Source organism: Kocuria oceani, from assembly GCF_029524215.1.
GTDB classification, from domain to species: Bacteria; Actinomycetota; Actinomycetes; order Actinomycetales; family Micrococcaceae; genus Kocuria; species Kocuria oceani.
Genome location: NZ_JARAMH010000006.1, coordinates 15,628 through 29,605, shown reverse-complemented (window position 1 = coordinate 29,605; position 13,978 = coordinate 15,628). Strand labels below are relative to the sequence as shown.

Below are 13,978 nucleotides of genomic sequence, written 5' to 3'. Positions count from 1 at the left end.
GGAGCTGTGAACCTCACGGAGCGCCTGGCCGACCGGCCGATGTCCAACCCCCGAGCCGATCGGGTGCGGGACGTCGCGGGACTGGCCGGGCGCTCCGCGCGTTCCAAGCGCGGGCTGTTCCTCGCCGAGGGACCGCAGAACGCCCGGGAGGCCCTGGCCCGGCACCTCGAGTCCCCGTGCGTGGACGCCGTCTACGTCACCCAGGACGCCCTGGCCCAGCACCCGGACATCACCGGGCTGCTCGAGCGCGTGGCCGCCGACCGCGCCGTGTTCCTCCGCCTGGTGACCCGGGAGGTGCTCGCGGCGATGAGCGACGCGGTGAGCCCGCAGGGCGTCGTGGTCGTCTGCCGGTCCCTGGACGTGCCGGCGGACGGGATCTTCCGGGCCGCCCCGCAGCTGGTGGCCGTCCTGGCCCGGGTGCAGGACCCGGGCAACGCCGGCACGCTGCTGCGCGCCGCGGACGCCGCGGGAGCCGACGCCCTGGTGCTGAGCACCGGCAGCGTGGACGTGTACAACCCCAAGGCGGTCCGGTCCACCGCCGGGTCCCTCTTCCACCTGCCCGTGGCCGTGGGCGCGGACCTGCCCGAGCTGGTCGGCGCCGCCCGTGCGGCCGGCTGCGGCGTCCTCGCCGCCGACGGCCGCGGCGACGTGGACCTCGACCGGCTCCAGGACCTCTCCGCCGCCCGCGCCGCCGGGGCCCCGGCCGACGACTCCGGCTACGACCTGGCCCGCCCCACCGTGTGGCTGTTCGGCAACGAGGCCCAGGGGCTCTCGGCGGAGGAGAAGGCCCTGGCCGACCACCGCGTGGCCGTGCCGGTGTACGGCCGGGCGGAGTCGCTCAACGTGGGCACCGCGGCCACCGTGTGCCTCTACGCCTCGGCGCGCGCGCAGCGGCGGGCCGGGCGGGCGCGCCGATGACCGCGCCGCTGCCCGCCGCGTTCCGCACCCAGGTGGTGGGCGCCGCCCTGCTGGACGACCCGCACCGTCCCACGGCGTTCCTCGCCGCCCAGCGCGCCTATCCGGCAGGGCTGCGCGGGCTGTGGGAGTTCCCGGGCGGCAAGCAGGAGCCCGGCGAGACCTGCGAGGCCGCCCTGCGCCGCGAGTGCGCCGAGGAGCTGGGGGCACAGGTGGAGCTGGTGGCGGAGGTGCCCGGCCCGCACCCGCAGGGCTGGCCGCTCAAGGAGACGGCGGCGATGCGCGTCTGGACCGGTGTGCTCGCGGCGGGATCGCCCGTCCCCGCGGCCGGGCAGGACCACCTGGCCGTGCGCTGGGTGCCGCTCGGGGACGCCGCCGCCGCGCTGGCGCTGCCCTGGATCCCGGCCGATCTGCCGATCGTGCGGGCGCTGCTGGACCAGCTCACCGACTGACGGGCCGCCGCTCGGGCCGCGCTCGAGCGCCCCGACCTGCCAGGGTTCCCCGACCGGCCACGGTCCCCGGAGCGGCCCCCGCACGCCCGGGTGACCACCCCACGCCCGGGTGACCACGGCATGCCCGAGCGTGACCACGGTTCTCCCGGGACAGAACACCGCACGAGCCCGTGGTCACCCGGGGACGGCGTGGTCAGTTCCGGGCGGATGGGCCGTGCCGGCGGCGGGGCCGGGCGCGGTAGCCGCCGTCGGCCAGGCCCGCCCGCACCTCGAAGAGGTTGTGCGGGGCCGGGTGCCCGCAGCGCAGCACCGACCACCCGGCGGCGGCGCCGTAGAGGGGCAGGAACGGCAGGCCCAGGCACAGGGCGTACTGGCTGGCGTGGCGGGACTCGTGGGCCAGCAGCCGGGGGCGGGCGGCGACGTCGTCGGGCCCGCCGCGGAAGAGGACCACGTTGCCCACGGTGAACGCCCCCGCCCTGGGCGGCCTCGGCCGGTAGCCGAAGCCCAGCAGCAGCCCCTCGGGGCCGCGCACCACGCGCGTGCCGGTGAGCGCGGCCACCAGCAGCCCCAGCGGGGTGGACAGGTTCGTCATGTTCCAGGCCGCGCGCAGACGGGCCCGGCGGCCGGCCGGAGCGCTCATGGGCCCAGACTAGGCCGCAGTCCACCGGGCCGCGACTCCCGTTGGCGGCCGCCGGTGCCCCCGGACCGTGTGCCATAGACTGGGGTCCGCCCGCGATCCGCGCCGATCCGGGCTTTCCCGTGCCACTGGACTCACGGAACGTGAGCCGGCGTGCCCGGACGCCACTGTCCCCGAGCCGAAGAAGCCAGTGCTGATGTCTGAACTGCCACCCGAGACCGCGCCGAGCGGCGCGGTCGACCCGACCGACGAGGCCGCGGTCGCCGCGGCCGTGGAGGCGGCTCTCACCGCCGTCGGAAACGCCCAGGACCTCGACCAGCTCAAGGAGGTCCGGCTCGCCCACGCGGGGGAGCGGTCCCCGCTGGCGCTGGCCAACCGGCAGATCGGCTCGCTCGACAAGACGCAGAAGGCCGCCGCGGGCAAGCTCGTGGGCCAGGCCCGCGGCCGCGTGAACCAGGCGATCGCCGCCCGCACCGCGGTGCTCGAGGAGGAGCGCGACGCCCGGATCCTGGTGGAGGAGGCGGTGGACGTCACCGCCGCCGGCCGCCGCCGGCAGCTGGGCGGACGGCACCCGCTGACGAACCTCATGGAGCGCATCGGCGAGACCTTCGTGGCCATGGGCTGGGAGGTCGCCGACGGGCCCGAGGTCGAGTCCGAGTGGTACAACTTCGACTCCCTGAACTTCAAGCCGGACCACCCCGCCCGGGAGCTGCAGGACACGTTCTTCGTGGACCCGCCCGAGGCCCACCTGGTGCTGCGCACGCACACCTCCCCGGTGCAGATGCGCACGCTGCTGACCCGCGACCTGCCGGTCTACGTCGTCGTCCCCGGGCGCACCTACCGCACCGACGAGCTCGACGCCACGCACACCCCCGTCTTCCACCAGGTCGAGGGCCTGGCCGTGGACAAGGGCCTGTCGATGGCGGACCTCAAGGGCACGCTGGAGCACTTCGCCCGGCAGATGTTCGGCCCGGAGGCGCGGATCCGGCTGCGCCCCAACTATTTCCCGTTCACCGAGCCCTCGGCCGAGCTGGACGTGTGGCACCCGAACGCCAAGGGCGGGCCGCGGTGGATCGAGTGGGGCGGCTGCGGCATGGTCCACCCCAACGTGCTGCGCGCCGCCGGCATCGACCCCGAGGTGCACTCGGGCTTCGCGTTCGGCATGGGCATCGAGCGGACCCTGATGTTCCGCAACAACGTCCCGGACATGCACGACATGGTCGAGGGCGACATCCGCTTCAGCGAGCACTTCGGGATGGAGATCTAAGACATGCGAGTTCCTTTGTCATGGCTGCGCGAGCACGCCCCCGTCCCCGCGGACGCCACCGCCGAGGACGTCCTGGCCACCCTGGTGCAGGTCGGCCTCGAGGAGGAGGACGTCCACCGCCCCGCGGACGAGCTGCACGGACCGGTCGTCGTGGGCCAGGTGCTGTCCAAGGAGCCGGAGACCCACTCCAACGGCAAGACCGTCAACTGGTGCACGGTGCGCGTGGTGCCCGAGGGCCAGGAGCAGACGCTGACCGGCAAGGGCATCGACCCCTCCGGGGTGCAGGGCGTGATCTGCGGGGCCCACAACTTCGAGGTCGGGGACAAGGTCGTGGTGACCCTGCCCGGCGCCGTGCTGCCCGGGAACTTCCGGATCTCGGCGCGCAAGACCTACGGGCACACGTCCGCGGGCATGATCGCCTCGGTGCGCGAGCTCGGGATCGGGGAGGACCACGACGGCATCCTGGTGCTCTCGACGCTGGGCCTGGACCCGGAGATCGGCACGGACGCGCTGGAGCTGCTCGGGCTCCACGACGAGGCCGCCGAGATCAACGTGACCCCGGACCGCGGCTACGCCTTCTCCGTGCGCGGGGTGGCCCGCGAGTACTGCCACGCCGTGCACCAGCCCTTCACCGACCCGGCCGAGGCCGTGGCCGCGCGGGTGCCCGCCCCCACCGCGGGCGGCTTTCCCGTGACGGTCGACGACGCCGCCCCCATCCACGGCAACCCCGGGTGCACCCGCTTCGTCGCCCGCATGGTGACCGGCATCGACGCGACCGCCCCCACGCCCCCGTGGATGTCGGCGCGGCTGCGCCTGGCGGGCATCCGCTCGATCTCCCTGCCGGTGGACATCTCCAACTACGTGATGCTCGAGTTCGGTCAGCCGCTGCACTTCTACGACCTGCAGGCCCTGGCCGGGGGCATCACCGTGCGCCGGGCCGCCGCGGGGGAGACCCTCGGCACCCTCGACGGCAAGCAGCGCACCCTCGACCCCGAGGACCTGCTCATCACGGACGGCTCCGGGCCGATCGGCCTGGCCGGGGTCATGGGCGGGGCCACCACCGAGGTCTCCGACGGAACCGCCGACGTCCTCGTGGAGGCGGCCCGCTTCGACGAGGTCTCCGTCGCTCGCACCACCCGCCGGCACCGGCTGCCCTCGGAGGCGTCCAAGCGCTTCGAGCGCGGCGTGGACCCGCAGATCGCCCCGGTTGCCGCCCAGCGGGCCGTGGAGCTGCTCGTGGAACTGGCCGGCGGCACCGCCGGGCCCGAGGTGACGGACGTGGACGCGACCACGGCCCCCGAGCCCATCGAGCTGCCCTGGGACTACGCGGGACGGCGGGTGGGCGTGGACTACACCGCCGAGCAGGTCGTCTCCGTCCTCACCGAGCTCGGCGGCCAGGTCCAGGCCACCGACGAGGGCTGGCGCGTCGTGCCGCCGACGTGGCGCACGGACCTGCTCGCCAAGGAGGACCTCGTCGAGGAGATCGCCCGGCTCGTGGGCTACGACGCGATCCCCTCGCGCCTGCCCGTGGCCCCGCCCGGCCGCGGGCTGACCCCCGAGCAGCAGGCCCGCAAGCGCGTGGCGGACGCGCTCGCCGCCGCGGGACTGACCGAGGTGCTCGCCTACCCGTTCGTCTCCCAGGCCGACAACGAGCTGTGGGGCGCCCCCGAGCCCGGTGCCCCGGTGCTCTCCGTCAAGCTCGCCAACCCGATCAGCGAGGCCCAGGGGATGCTGCGGGTCTCCCTGCTGCCGGGGCTGCTCGAGGTGCTGCGGCGCAACACCTCCCGCGGCTTCCGCGACCTGGCCCTGTACGAGGTCGGCCGCGTCTTCCGGCCCGTGCAGCAGCTGGTCACCCGGACCCTGCCGCCGCTGGGGGCCCACCCGGGCCAGGAGGTGCTGGACGAGCTGGAGACCGGGATCCCGGTCCAGCCGCGCCACCTCGCCGCGGTCTTCGCCGGCCGGGACGCGGCCGAGAGCCCGTGGGTCACCCCGCGCCCGGTCGACTGGCAGGACGCCCTGGACGCCGCCCGGCTCGCCGGTGAGGTCCTGGGCGTGGAGCTGACCGTGCGGCAGGGCACGCACCAGGCCTTCCACCCGGGCCGCACGGCCGTGCTCAGCGCCCCGGACGGGACCCCGCTGGGCTACGCGGGCGAGCTGCACCCGCAGCTGGTGGCCGCCCAGGACCTGCCCGCGCGCACCGTGGCGATGGAGCTGAACCTCAGCTCGCTCATCGACGCGGAGGTCGACGTCGTCCAGGCCCGCCCCATCTCCGGCTATCCGGCCGCCACGCAGGACGTGGCGCTCGTGGTCGAGGAGTCAGTCCCCGCCGCCGCGCTGCGCGCCGCCCTGGAGGAGGGGGCGGGAGAGCTGCTCGAGGACGTCCGCGTCTTCGACGTCTACCGGGGCGCCGGGATCGAGCCGGGCCGGAAGTCGGTGGCCCTCGCGCTGCGCTTCCGGGCCCCGGACCGCACGCTGACCGCGGACGAGGCCTCCGCCGCACGCGAGGCCGCCGTCGCGGTGGCCGCCGAGCGCCACGGCGCCGTGCTGCGCGGCTGACCCGCCCCGCCGACGCACGGCCCGCTCCCCGCCCCCCAGGAGCGGGCCGTGCGCCGTTGCACGCCCCGCCGGTCACACGTGCGCGGTTCCCGGGGGCGGAGGGGAACTTCGGTACTGTGGCACCGGGTCCCCGACCTCGGCCCGGCGCCGCGGTCGTCCCCCCTTTCCCGACCCCGTTCCAGGAGCCCAGCATGACCGAGGAGACCACCGACCGGCAGGAAGCGTTCTTCGCCTTCGACGACGACGAGCGGGAGCCCGGGCGCTCCCGCCGGCCGATCGCCTGGAAACCCACCGCGGTGGGGCTGCTCGGACTGCTCCTGGGGCTGGTCCTGGCCGTGAGCGGGGCCCTCGCCTGGGACGACTCCCGGAAACTGGCCGGCTACGCGGACCGGTCGTGGGTGATCACCGGGACGTACCAGGACATGACCAACGACCTGCAGACCAAGACGTACAACCCCATCTACCGGGGGGCACTGCCCGCGGACGAGGCGGTCACCGCGCAGCCGTTCGACTCCGGGCTCGCCGATCCGCGTGTCCCGGAGGCGGGGGAGGAGATCGTCTTCCGCGGCACGCAGACCGGCGAGCGGGAGGGCCACTTCCACCAGGAGGCCGACGCCCTGCTCGCCGTCGAGGACGGCACCCTGCAGGTCGTCGAGACCGCCGAGGCCGGCGAGTTCGGGGACGGCATCACCGCCGGGACGATCACGGGCCAGCGGATCCGGGCCGCGCTGCTGCTCCTCGCCGGTCTCGGTGTGGCCGTGGCCGGGGTGTGGTACGCCCGCCGGCTCTACTCCGCCGGGCACTGACCGCCAGGCTCACGGGACGGGGCCCCTGCCGGACGCGGTGCGTCCGGCAGGGGCCCCGTCCCGTGTCGGGCCGCCGCGGGACGGGTCAGCGCCGGGCGGGGGCGGACAGTGCGGGCAGCTCCGGGCGGAGCAGCCACGCGTCCAGCAGGCCGTCGAGCTCGGCCCAGCGCTGCGGGGGCGCCCAGGAGCGCAGGTGCTCGCGGAAGCCGGCCGTGCTGACCCACCCGTCGCGGTGGGCCGCCACCCAGCCGCGGAGCATGCCCCGGAAGGCCTCCTCGCCCAGCGCCTCGCGCAGGGCGTGGACGGTCAGCGCACCGCGCACGTAGACCACGTCGTCGAACAGGCGCACCTGCCCGGGATCGCCGATCACCAGGTCCTGGCGCATCTTGGACAGGGTCCGGTGGGCCTTCTCCGCGTGCCAGCGGGCCGGCTTGCCCCCGGAGGCCTCGGACCAGACCCACTCCGCGTAGGACGCGAAGCCCTCGTTGAGCCAGATGTCCTGCCAGGAGGCGAGCACGAGGCTGTTGCCGAACCACTGGTGGGCCAGCTCGTGGGCCACCAGCCGCTGCTCCTCCCAGTCCGTGCCGAGCTGGTTCTTGCCGAACACGGAGCAGGCGAAGCACTCGAACGGGTCCTCGAGGGACTCGTCCACGACCACCACGGTGTAGCTGGGGAAGGGGAAGGGGCCGAACCACTCCGTGAAGGCCTCGAGCATCCTGCCCTGATCGGCGAAGGTCTTCTCGGCCTTCTTCTGCCGCTTCTTCGAGCACACGAGATACTGCGGGACCCGGGAGCCGGCGAGCTCGCTGCGCCGGTACGGCCCGATCTGCACGGTGGCCAGGTACGGCGGCAGCGGCACCCGGGACGTGTAGACCCAGTGCCGCTCGCCGTCGCGCTCGGCCACCGACTCCAGCTCGCCGTGCACCACGACCTCGTAGTCGGCGTCGGCGTGCACGCTCACCCGGTAGGTCGCCCGGTGCGAGGGGTGGTCCACGCACGGGAACCAGGTGGAGGAGCCGGTGGGCTGCCCGGCGACGAGCACGCCGTCGTCGAGCTCGGCCCAGCCGATCTCGCCCCACGGTCCGTCGAGGGACTCCGGATAGCCCTCGTAGGCCACGGTGAGCACGAAGGACTCCCCGGCGGCGACCGGCCGCGGCAGGGTGAGCACGAGCCGGCTGCCCCGGTGCTGCACGCCGACCTTGCGGGGACCCAGCAGTCCGCCGAGCCCGCCGCCGCTGACGCGGGCGTCGGTCACGGCGAGCTCGGTGAGGTCCAGCTCGATCCGGTCCGTGTCCCGGAGGGCGCGGCAGGTCAGGACCGCCCGGGCCTCGAGCCCGTTGTCCTCGACGTCGTAGTCGAGGTCCAGGTCGTAGTGCTCCACGGTGGCCGCGCAGCACCCGACGAACGGGGTGTAGGGGTCCCGGGCGCCGTCCGCCCCGAGGTAGCGGTGCATCGGTGCCGCGCTCACGGGACCAGCAGCAGCTTGCCCTGGGCGGCCCGGGACTGGAGCACCTCGTGGGCCTGCCGGGCCTGCGCCAGCGGGAAGGTCTGCGCGACCCGCACGGTCAGGGAGCCGTCGAGCACCGCGTCGAAGAGCTCGCCGGCGCGCCAGTTGCGCTCCTTCTCGTCGAGCAGGTAGTCGTTGAGCGTGGGCCGGGTGACGTACAGGGAGCCGTGCCGGGCCAGGCCCTGCAGGTCGAACGGGGGCACCTGGCCGGAGGAGCCGCCGAAGAGCACCAGCACCCCGCGCTTTCGCAGCGCCCGGAGCGACTCGTCGAAGGTGTCCTTGCCCACGGAGTCGTAGACCACGTCCGCGCCGCGGCCGCCGGTGAGCTCCCGGACCCGCTCGGCGAAGCCCTCGTAGCCGACGAGCGCGTGGTCGGCGCCCAGCGAGCGCGCCGTCTCGGCCTTGTCCTGCGAGCCGACCAGGGCGACGACCGTGGCGCCCAGCGATCTCAGCAGCTGCACCGCCAGACCGCCGACCCCGCCCGCGCCGGCGGTGATCACGGCGACGTCGCCCTCCTGCACGGGGTAGGTGGAGCGGACCAGGTAGTGGGCCGTGAGCCCCTGCAGGGGCAGGGCCGCCGCGACCTCGTCGGAGACCCCGGCGGGCACCCGCAGGGCCTTGTCCGCGTCGACCAGGAAGGCGTCCGCGTACGTCCGGGTGGCCTGCGACGTGGTGACCCGGTCGCCCAGGGCGAAGTGCTCCACCGCGGAGCCGACGCCCGTGACCACGCCCATGCCCTCGGAGCCCGGCGTGAAGGGGTGCTCCACGGGGTAGACGCCCTCCCGCTGGTAGACCTCGATGAAGTTCACCCCCGCGGCGCGGGTCTCGACGAGCAGCTGCTGCGGGCCCGGTTCGAGGTCCGGGCGCTCGCCGAGGGACAGGACCTCGGGACCTCCGGACTGCTCGACCATGACGGAACGGACCATGATGGGTACCTCCTGGACTTCGCGGACGGAACGCCCTCATCGTAGGCACGCAGTCCCCGGCGGCACTGCCCGCGCCGGTCCCGCAGGGGTAGCGTGAGCACAAGTGGGGGCACGGCAGGACGCCCGTCATGATCGATGTTTGCGTCCGGGAAGCGTAGATTCGGGGGCAGAGCCGTTCCGGGGGGAGCGACGGACGGCCTCGGCCGGAGCGACACCTGGTGACCCGCGCCGCGACCCTGCGGCCCGGGCGCCGCGCCGGAGACTGTCGGTGCTCTCCCCGTCACGGTGCATAATTATTGAAGAGCATGCATAAAATTGAGCTAGAGTGGGCCGTATGACGTTCAGCGCAGCAGTGTCGGGAGCATCCGGGTACGCCGGGGGAGAGGTCCTCAGGATCCTCGCCGGCCACCCGGGGATCGAGATCGGGGCCGTGGGGGCCCATTCCAACGCCGGTCAGCGGCTGGGGGAGCTGCAGCCGCACCTGCACTCCCTGACCGACCGCGTGCTCGTCGACACCACGGTCGAGAACCTCGCCGACCACGACGTCGTCTTCCTCGCCCTGCCGCACGGTGCCTCGGCCGCGATCGCCGCGCAGCTGCCGCCGGAGACCGTGGTGATCGACGCCGGGGCCGATCACCGGCTGGAGTCCGCCGAGGACTGGGACCAGTTCTACGGCTCGGCCCACGCGGGGACCTGGCCCTACGGGCTGCCCGAGCTGATCGTCGACGGGGAGGGCACCCGCCAGCGCGAGCAGCTGCGCGGAGCCACGCGCATCGCGGTGCCGGGCTGCTACCCGACCAGTGCCCTGCTGGCCCTGGGGCCGGGCTTCGCGGCCGGGCTCCTGGAGCCCGAGGACGTCGTGATCGTCGCTGCCTCGGGCACCTCCGGCGCGGGCAGGGCCGTCAAGCCGCACCTGCTGGGCTCCGAGGTGATGGGCTCCATGACCCCCTACGGGGTGGGCGGGGCGCACCGGCACACCCCCGAGATCGAACAGGGCCTGTCCCGGGCCGCGGGCGAGCGGGTGCGGATCTCCTTCACCCCGACCCTGGCGCCCATGCCGCGGGGCATCCTCACGACCGCGACCGCCCGCGTCGCCGAGGGGGTCACGGCGGCCCAGCTGCGGGAGGCCTGGGAGGGCGCCTACGTGGCGGAGCAGTTCGTGACCGTCCTGCCCGAGGGCTCGTGGCCGGCCACGAAGTCGGTGGCCGGCTCCAACCACGCCCAGCTCCAGCTGGCCCTGGACCCCCGCGCGGGCCGGGTGGTCGTCACCTGCGTCATCGACAACCTCGTCAAGGGCACCGCCGGCGGTGCCGTCCAGTCCATGAACCTCGCCCTCGGTCTGCCGGAGGACACCGGCCTGAACCTCCAAGGAGTCGCACCGTGAGAACGTATCCCTCCCAGCAGCCCGCCGGCACCCTCCAGGTGGACACCGGCCGCGGAGTGACCGCGGCCCAGGGCTTCCGCGCCGCCGGCACCGTCGCCGGGTTCAAGGACTCCGGCGGCCCCGACCTCGCCCTCGTCGTCAACGACGGACCGCAGCACCACGTCGGGGCGGTCTACACGACCAACCGGATCACGGCCGCCCCCGTGCAGTGGTCCAAGGCCGCGACCGCCGACGGACGGGCCGCCGCGGTGGTCCTCAACTCCGGCGGGGCCAACGCCTGCACCGGGCCGCAGGGCTTCCAGGCCGCCCACCGCACCGCCGAGCTCGTGGGCGAGGCGCTCGGCGTCGGGGCCGGCGACGTGGTGGTGTGCTCGACCGGGCTCATCGGCGTCCAGCTGCCCATGGACGTGATGGAGCGCGGCCTGCCCACGGTCGTCGAGGCCCTGGGCGGCGACGACGGGTCCGGGTCCGCCGCCGCCCGGGCCATCATGACCACCGACTCCGTGTCCAAGCAGGCGGCCTACGTCCGCGACGGGTGGACGGTCGGCGGAATGGCCAAGGGCGCGGGCATGCTCGCCCCCGGGCTGGCCACGATGCTCGTGGTCCTCACCACCGACGCCGAGCTCTCCTCGGACGCCCTGCAGTGGGCCCTCGAGGACGCCGTGAAGGTCACCTTCAACCGCACGGACTCCGACGGCTGCATGTCCACCAACGACACCGTGGTGCTCCTCGGCTCGGGCGCCTCCGGGGTCACCCCGGACGAGTTCGAGTTCAGCCAGGCGGTGACGGCCGTGTGCCACTCGCTGGCGCAGCAGCTCATCACGGACGCCGAGGGCGCCTCCCACGACATCGCGATCACCACGGTCAACGCGGCGACCGAGAAGCAGGCCGAGGACGTGAGCCGCTCGGTGGCCCGCTCCAACCTGTTCAAGGCGGCGGTCTTCGGCAACGACCCCAACTGGGGGCGCGTGCTGTCCGCGGTGGGCACCACCGACGCCGCGTTCGACCCCGACAAGCTCGACGTCACCATCAACGGGGTGACCGTGTGCCGCAACGGGGCGATCGGGGACCCCCGGGAGGGCGTGGACCTCGCCGCCGACCGGCGGGTCAGCGTGCTGATCGACCTCAAGGCCGGGGACGCGGACGCGACCGTGTGGACCAACGACCTCACTCACGACTACGTCGAGGAGAACAGCGCCTACTCCAGTTGACCGCCCCACCGCCCACCGTCCCACCGCCCACGGCGCAGGAGAACCATGCCCCACCCGAGTGACCCGACCCGCTACGAGACCGCCCAGCTGAAGGCGAGCACCCTGATGGAGGCCCTGCCCTGGATCCAGCGCTACGCCGGCGCCGTGATGGTCTTCAAGTACGGGGGCAACGCCATGGTCTCCGAGCCGCTGCGCGAGGCCTTCGCCCAGGACATGGTCTTCCTGCGCCACGTCGGCGTCCGGCCGGTGGTCGTGCACGGCGGCGGCCCGCAGATCAACCGGATGCTGGAGCGGCTGGGCATCGCCTCCGAGTTCCGCGGCGGACTGCGGGTGACGTCCCGCGAGGCCGTGGACGCGATCCGGATGGTGCTCACGGGCCAGGTCCAGCGCGAGCTCGTCTCCCTGCTCAACGCCACCGGCCCCTACGCCGTCGGGCTGTCCGGGGAGGACGCCGAGCTCTTCCGCGCGGTACGCCGGGGCACCGTGGTGGACGGCGCCGAGGTGGACCTGGGCCACGTGGGCGAGGTGGTCGGCGTCAACGCCGAGCCCATCACCCAGCTCCTCGACGCCGGGCGGATCCCGGTGATCTCCTCCGTGGCCCCCGAGGTCGACGACGCCGGCCGGCCGACCGGGGAGATCCTCAACGTCAACGCCGACACCGCGGCGGCCGCGGTCGCCGTGGCCCTGCGCGCGGAGAAGTTCGTGGCGCTCACCGACGTCGAGGGCCTCTACGCGAACTGGCCCGACCGGGACTCCCTCATCGCCTCGCTGTCCGTCTCGGAGCTGCGTGCCATGCTCCCGGGCCTCCAGGCGGGGATGATCCCCAAGATGGAGGCGGCCCTGCGGGCCGTGGAGGGCGGGGCGCGCCGGGCGTCCATCGTGGACGGGCGCAGCCCGCACACGTGCCTGCTCGAGATCTTCACCGACACCGGCATCGGAACCCAGCTCGTCCCCGACCACGGAGCCTCGTCATGACCGCCACCCAGCACGCCACCTCCCGCTACTCCGCGCAGACCGCCCTGCTCGGGGAGTACTCCGACTCGCTGCTCGGCGTCTTCGGCAGCCCCTCCCTCGTGCTCACCCACGGCCACGGCGCGGTGGTCACCGACGCCGACGGCCGGGACTACCTGGACCTGCTGGCGGGCATCGCCGTGAACGCCCTCGGCCACGCCCACCCCCGCTGGGTGGAGATCGTCTCCCGCCAACTGGCCACGCTGGGCCACGTCTCCAACTTCTTCACCTCGCCGCAGCAGATCGCCCTCGCCGGGAAGCTGCTGTCCCTGGCCGGGGCCCCCACCGGGTCCCACGTGTTCTTCGCGAACTCCGGGACCGAGGCGAACGAGGCCGCGTTCAAGCTCGCCCGGCGGCACGGCCAGGAGCACCCCGGCCCGGACGGCCGGCCCCGCAGCACGGTCCTGGCCCTCGAGTCGGCCTTCCACGGGCGCACGATGGGCGCTCTCGCCCTGACCGCCAAGGAGGCCTACCGGGCGCCCTTCGAGCCGCTGCCCGGCGGGGTGCGGCACATCCCCGCCACGGTCGAGGCCCTCGAGCAGCACCTCGACGGGACGGTCGCCGCGCTCGTCGTGGAGCCGGTGCAGGGCGAGGCCGGTGTGCGCGAGCTGCCCGAGGGCTTCCTCCGGCGCGCCCGGGAGCTGACCCGCCGGCACGGTGCGCTGCTCGTCGTGGACGAGGTGCAGACCGGCGTGGGCCGCACCGGCCGGTGGTTCGCCTCCTCGACCGAGCTCACCGGGGACGACCTGCCGGACGCGCTCACCCTGGCCAAGGGGCTGGGCGGGGGCTTCCCGATCGGGGCGATGCTCACCGTGGGCCCCGAGGTCTCGGCGCTGCTGGGCGCCGGCCAGCACGGCACCACCTTCGGCGGCAACCCGCCGGCCACCGCCGCGGGACTGGCCACCGTCACGGTCATCGAGGAGGACGGGCTGCTCGAGCACGCCCGCACGGTCGGCGCCCTGCTCGGCGACGGGCTGCGCGCGGTCCCCGGCGTCGACGAGGTCCGCCAGCGCGGTCTGCTCATCGGCGCCGACCTCCTCGTCCCCGAGGGCGCCGCCGCCCCGTACGGGCCCGCCGTGGTCGAGGCCGCCCGGGAGGCCGGGTTCATCGTCAACGCCACCGGCCCCGCGACCCTGCGCCTGGCCCCGCCCCTGATCCTCACGGAGGAGCAGGCGCGCACCTTCCTCGAGGCCCTGCCCGGGATCCTGTCCACCGCCACCACCGCCACCACCGCCGTCGCGGCCCCCGCCGCGTCCCCGGCCGGCACCCCTCCGGCCGCCGTCCCAGCGAAAGAAGCATGAAACCG

General features: G+C 74.5%; 12 protein-coding genes. 9 read left to right on the top strand and 3 right to left on the bottom strand.

Annotated features, from left to right (window positions below):
* The first annotated feature begins 6 nt into the window (after positions 1-6).
* Both PU704_RS08250 and PU704_RS08245 read left to right on the top strand, forming a co-directional pair.
* Positions 7-918, top strand: coding sequence for a TrmH family RNA methyltransferase (locus PU704_RS08250; RefSeq protein ID WP_277550972.1), 912 nt, complete (start codon positions 7-9; stop codon positions 916-918).
* Positions 915-1,367: a (deoxy)nucleoside triphosphate pyrophosphohydrolase gene (locus PU704_RS08245; protein ID WP_277550971.1), complete on the top strand. Its 453-nt coding sequence runs from the start codon at positions 915-917 to the stop codon at positions 1,365-1,367. Before PU704_RS08250 ends, PU704_RS08245 begins: the two co-directional genes overlap by 4 nt.
* Before the next feature lie 193 nt (positions 1,368-1,560).
* Here the strand turns inward: PU704_RS08245 and PU704_RS08240 are convergent, their stop codons facing one another.
* On the bottom strand, positions 1,561-2,007 hold the full coding sequence (locus PU704_RS08240; RefSeq protein WP_277550970.1) for an eCIS core domain-containing protein: 447 nt from the start codon (positions 2,005-2,007) through the stop codon (positions 1,561-1,563).
* A 193-nt stretch (positions 2,008-2,200) separates the two neighbouring features.
* Here PU704_RS08240 and pheS point away from each other — a divergent pair, with 193 nt between their 5' ends.
* The 3 genes from pheS to PU704_RS08225 all read left to right on the top strand — a co-directional run bounded on the left by pheS (position 2,201) and on the right by PU704_RS08225 (position 6,633).
* Positions 2,201-3,271 carry a phenylalanine--tRNA ligase subunit alpha gene (pheS, locus tag PU704_RS08235; RefSeq protein WP_047804016.1) on the top strand — a complete coding sequence of 357 codons (1,071 nt, stop codon included), beginning with the start codon at positions 2,201-2,203 and terminating at the stop codon, positions 3,269-3,271.
* 3 nt (positions 3,272-3,274) lie between these two features.
* Complete coding sequence (gene pheT / locus PU704_RS08230; protein WP_277550969.1) at positions 3,275-5,827, top strand: phenylalanine--tRNA ligase subunit beta; 2,553 nt, start codon at positions 3,275-3,277, stop codon at positions 5,825-5,827.
* Positions 5,828-6,018: 191 nt separating this feature from the next.
* The gene (locus PU704_RS08225; protein ID WP_047803993.1) at positions 6,019-6,633 is read left to right on the top strand and encodes a hypothetical protein; all 615 of its coding nucleotides are present in this window, start codon (positions 6,019-6,021) and stop codon (positions 6,631-6,633) included.
* An 85-nt stretch (positions 6,634-6,718) separates the two neighbouring features.
* Here PU704_RS08225 and PU704_RS08220 read toward each other — a convergent pair whose 3' ends face one another.
* Complete coding sequence (locus PU704_RS08220) at positions 6,719-8,101, bottom strand: M1 family metallopeptidase (protein WP_277550968.1); 1,383 nt, start codon at positions 8,099-8,101, stop codon at positions 6,719-6,721.
* Positions 8,098-9,066, bottom strand: a complete 969-nt coding sequence (locus PU704_RS08215) for a quinone oxidoreductase family protein (protein WP_277550967.1) — start codon at positions 9,064-9,066, stop codon at positions 8,098-8,100. Before PU704_RS08215 ends, PU704_RS08220 begins: the two co-directional genes overlap by 4 nt.
* Positions 9,067-9,400: 334 nt before the next feature.
* On the opposite strand from PU704_RS08215, the gene argC reads away from it, so the two are divergent.
* The 4 genes from argC to PU704_RS08195 are packed head-to-tail and all read left to right on the top strand — an operon-like array spanning position 9,401 to position 13,973.
* Positions 9,401-10,450 carry an N-acetyl-gamma-glutamyl-phosphate reductase gene (gene argC, locus PU704_RS08210; protein WP_277550966.1) on the top strand — a complete coding sequence of 350 codons (1,050 nt, stop codon included), beginning with the start codon at positions 9,401-9,403 and terminating at the stop codon, positions 10,448-10,450.
* Positions 10,447-11,661 (top strand): bifunctional glutamate N-acetyltransferase/amino-acid acetyltransferase ArgJ, encoded by a 1,215-nt coding sequence (argJ, locus tag PU704_RS08205; RefSeq protein WP_277550965.1) that lies wholly within the window; start codon positions 10,447-10,449, stop codon positions 11,659-11,661. The genes argC and argJ overlap by 4 nt, the downstream gene beginning before the upstream one ends.
* Before the next feature lie 45 nt (positions 11,662-11,706).
* A complete protein-coding gene (argB, locus tag PU704_RS08200) occupies positions 11,707-12,636 on the top strand; it encodes an acetylglutamate kinase (RefSeq protein WP_047803989.1) in 930 nt (309 codons plus the stop codon).
* Positions 12,633-13,973, top strand: coding sequence for an acetylornithine transaminase (locus tag PU704_RS08195; protein WP_277550964.1), 1,341 nt, complete (start codon positions 12,633-12,635; stop codon positions 13,971-13,973). Before argB ends, PU704_RS08195 begins: the two co-directional genes overlap by 4 nt.
* Positions 13,974-13,978 lie beyond the last annotated feature (5 nt).

What these genes read in the sequence shown, in the direction of transcription:
- pheT (WP_277550969.1), top strand. Translation starts at nt 3,275, where the DNA reads ATGCGAGTTCCTTTGTCATGGCTGCGCGAGCACGCCCCCGTCCCCGCG.
- PU704_RS08215 (WP_277550967.1), bottom strand. Translation starts at nt 9,066, where the DNA reads ATGGTCCGTTCCGTCATGGTCGAGCAGTCCGGAGGTCCCGAGGTCCTG.
- argC (WP_277550966.1), top strand. Translation starts at nt 9,401, where the DNA reads ATGACGTTCAGCGCAGCAGTGTCGGGAGCATCCGGGTACGCCGGGGGA.
- PU704_RS08245 (WP_277550971.1), top strand. Translation starts at nt 915, where the DNA reads ATGACCGCGCCGCTGCCCGCCGCGTTCCGCACCCAGGTGGTGGGCGCC.
- pheS (WP_047804016.1), top strand. Translation starts at nt 2,201, where the DNA reads ATGTCTGAACTGCCACCCGAGACCGCGCCGAGCGGCGCGGTCGACCCG.
- argB (WP_047803989.1), top strand. Translation starts at nt 11,707, where the DNA reads ATGCCCCACCCGAGTGACCCGACCCGCTACGAGACCGCCCAGCTGAAG.
- PU704_RS08195 (WP_277550964.1), top strand. Translation starts at nt 12,633, where the DNA reads ATGACCGCCACCCAGCACGCCACCTCCCGCTACTCCGCGCAGACCGCC.
- PU704_RS08225 (WP_047803993.1), top strand. Translation starts at nt 6,019, where the DNA reads ATGACCGAGGAGACCACCGACCGGCAGGAAGCGTTCTTCGCCTTCGAC.
- PU704_RS08240 (WP_277550970.1), bottom strand. Translation starts at nt 2,007, where the DNA reads ATGAGCGCTCCGGCCGGCCGCCGGGCCCGTCTGCGCGCGGCCTGGAAC.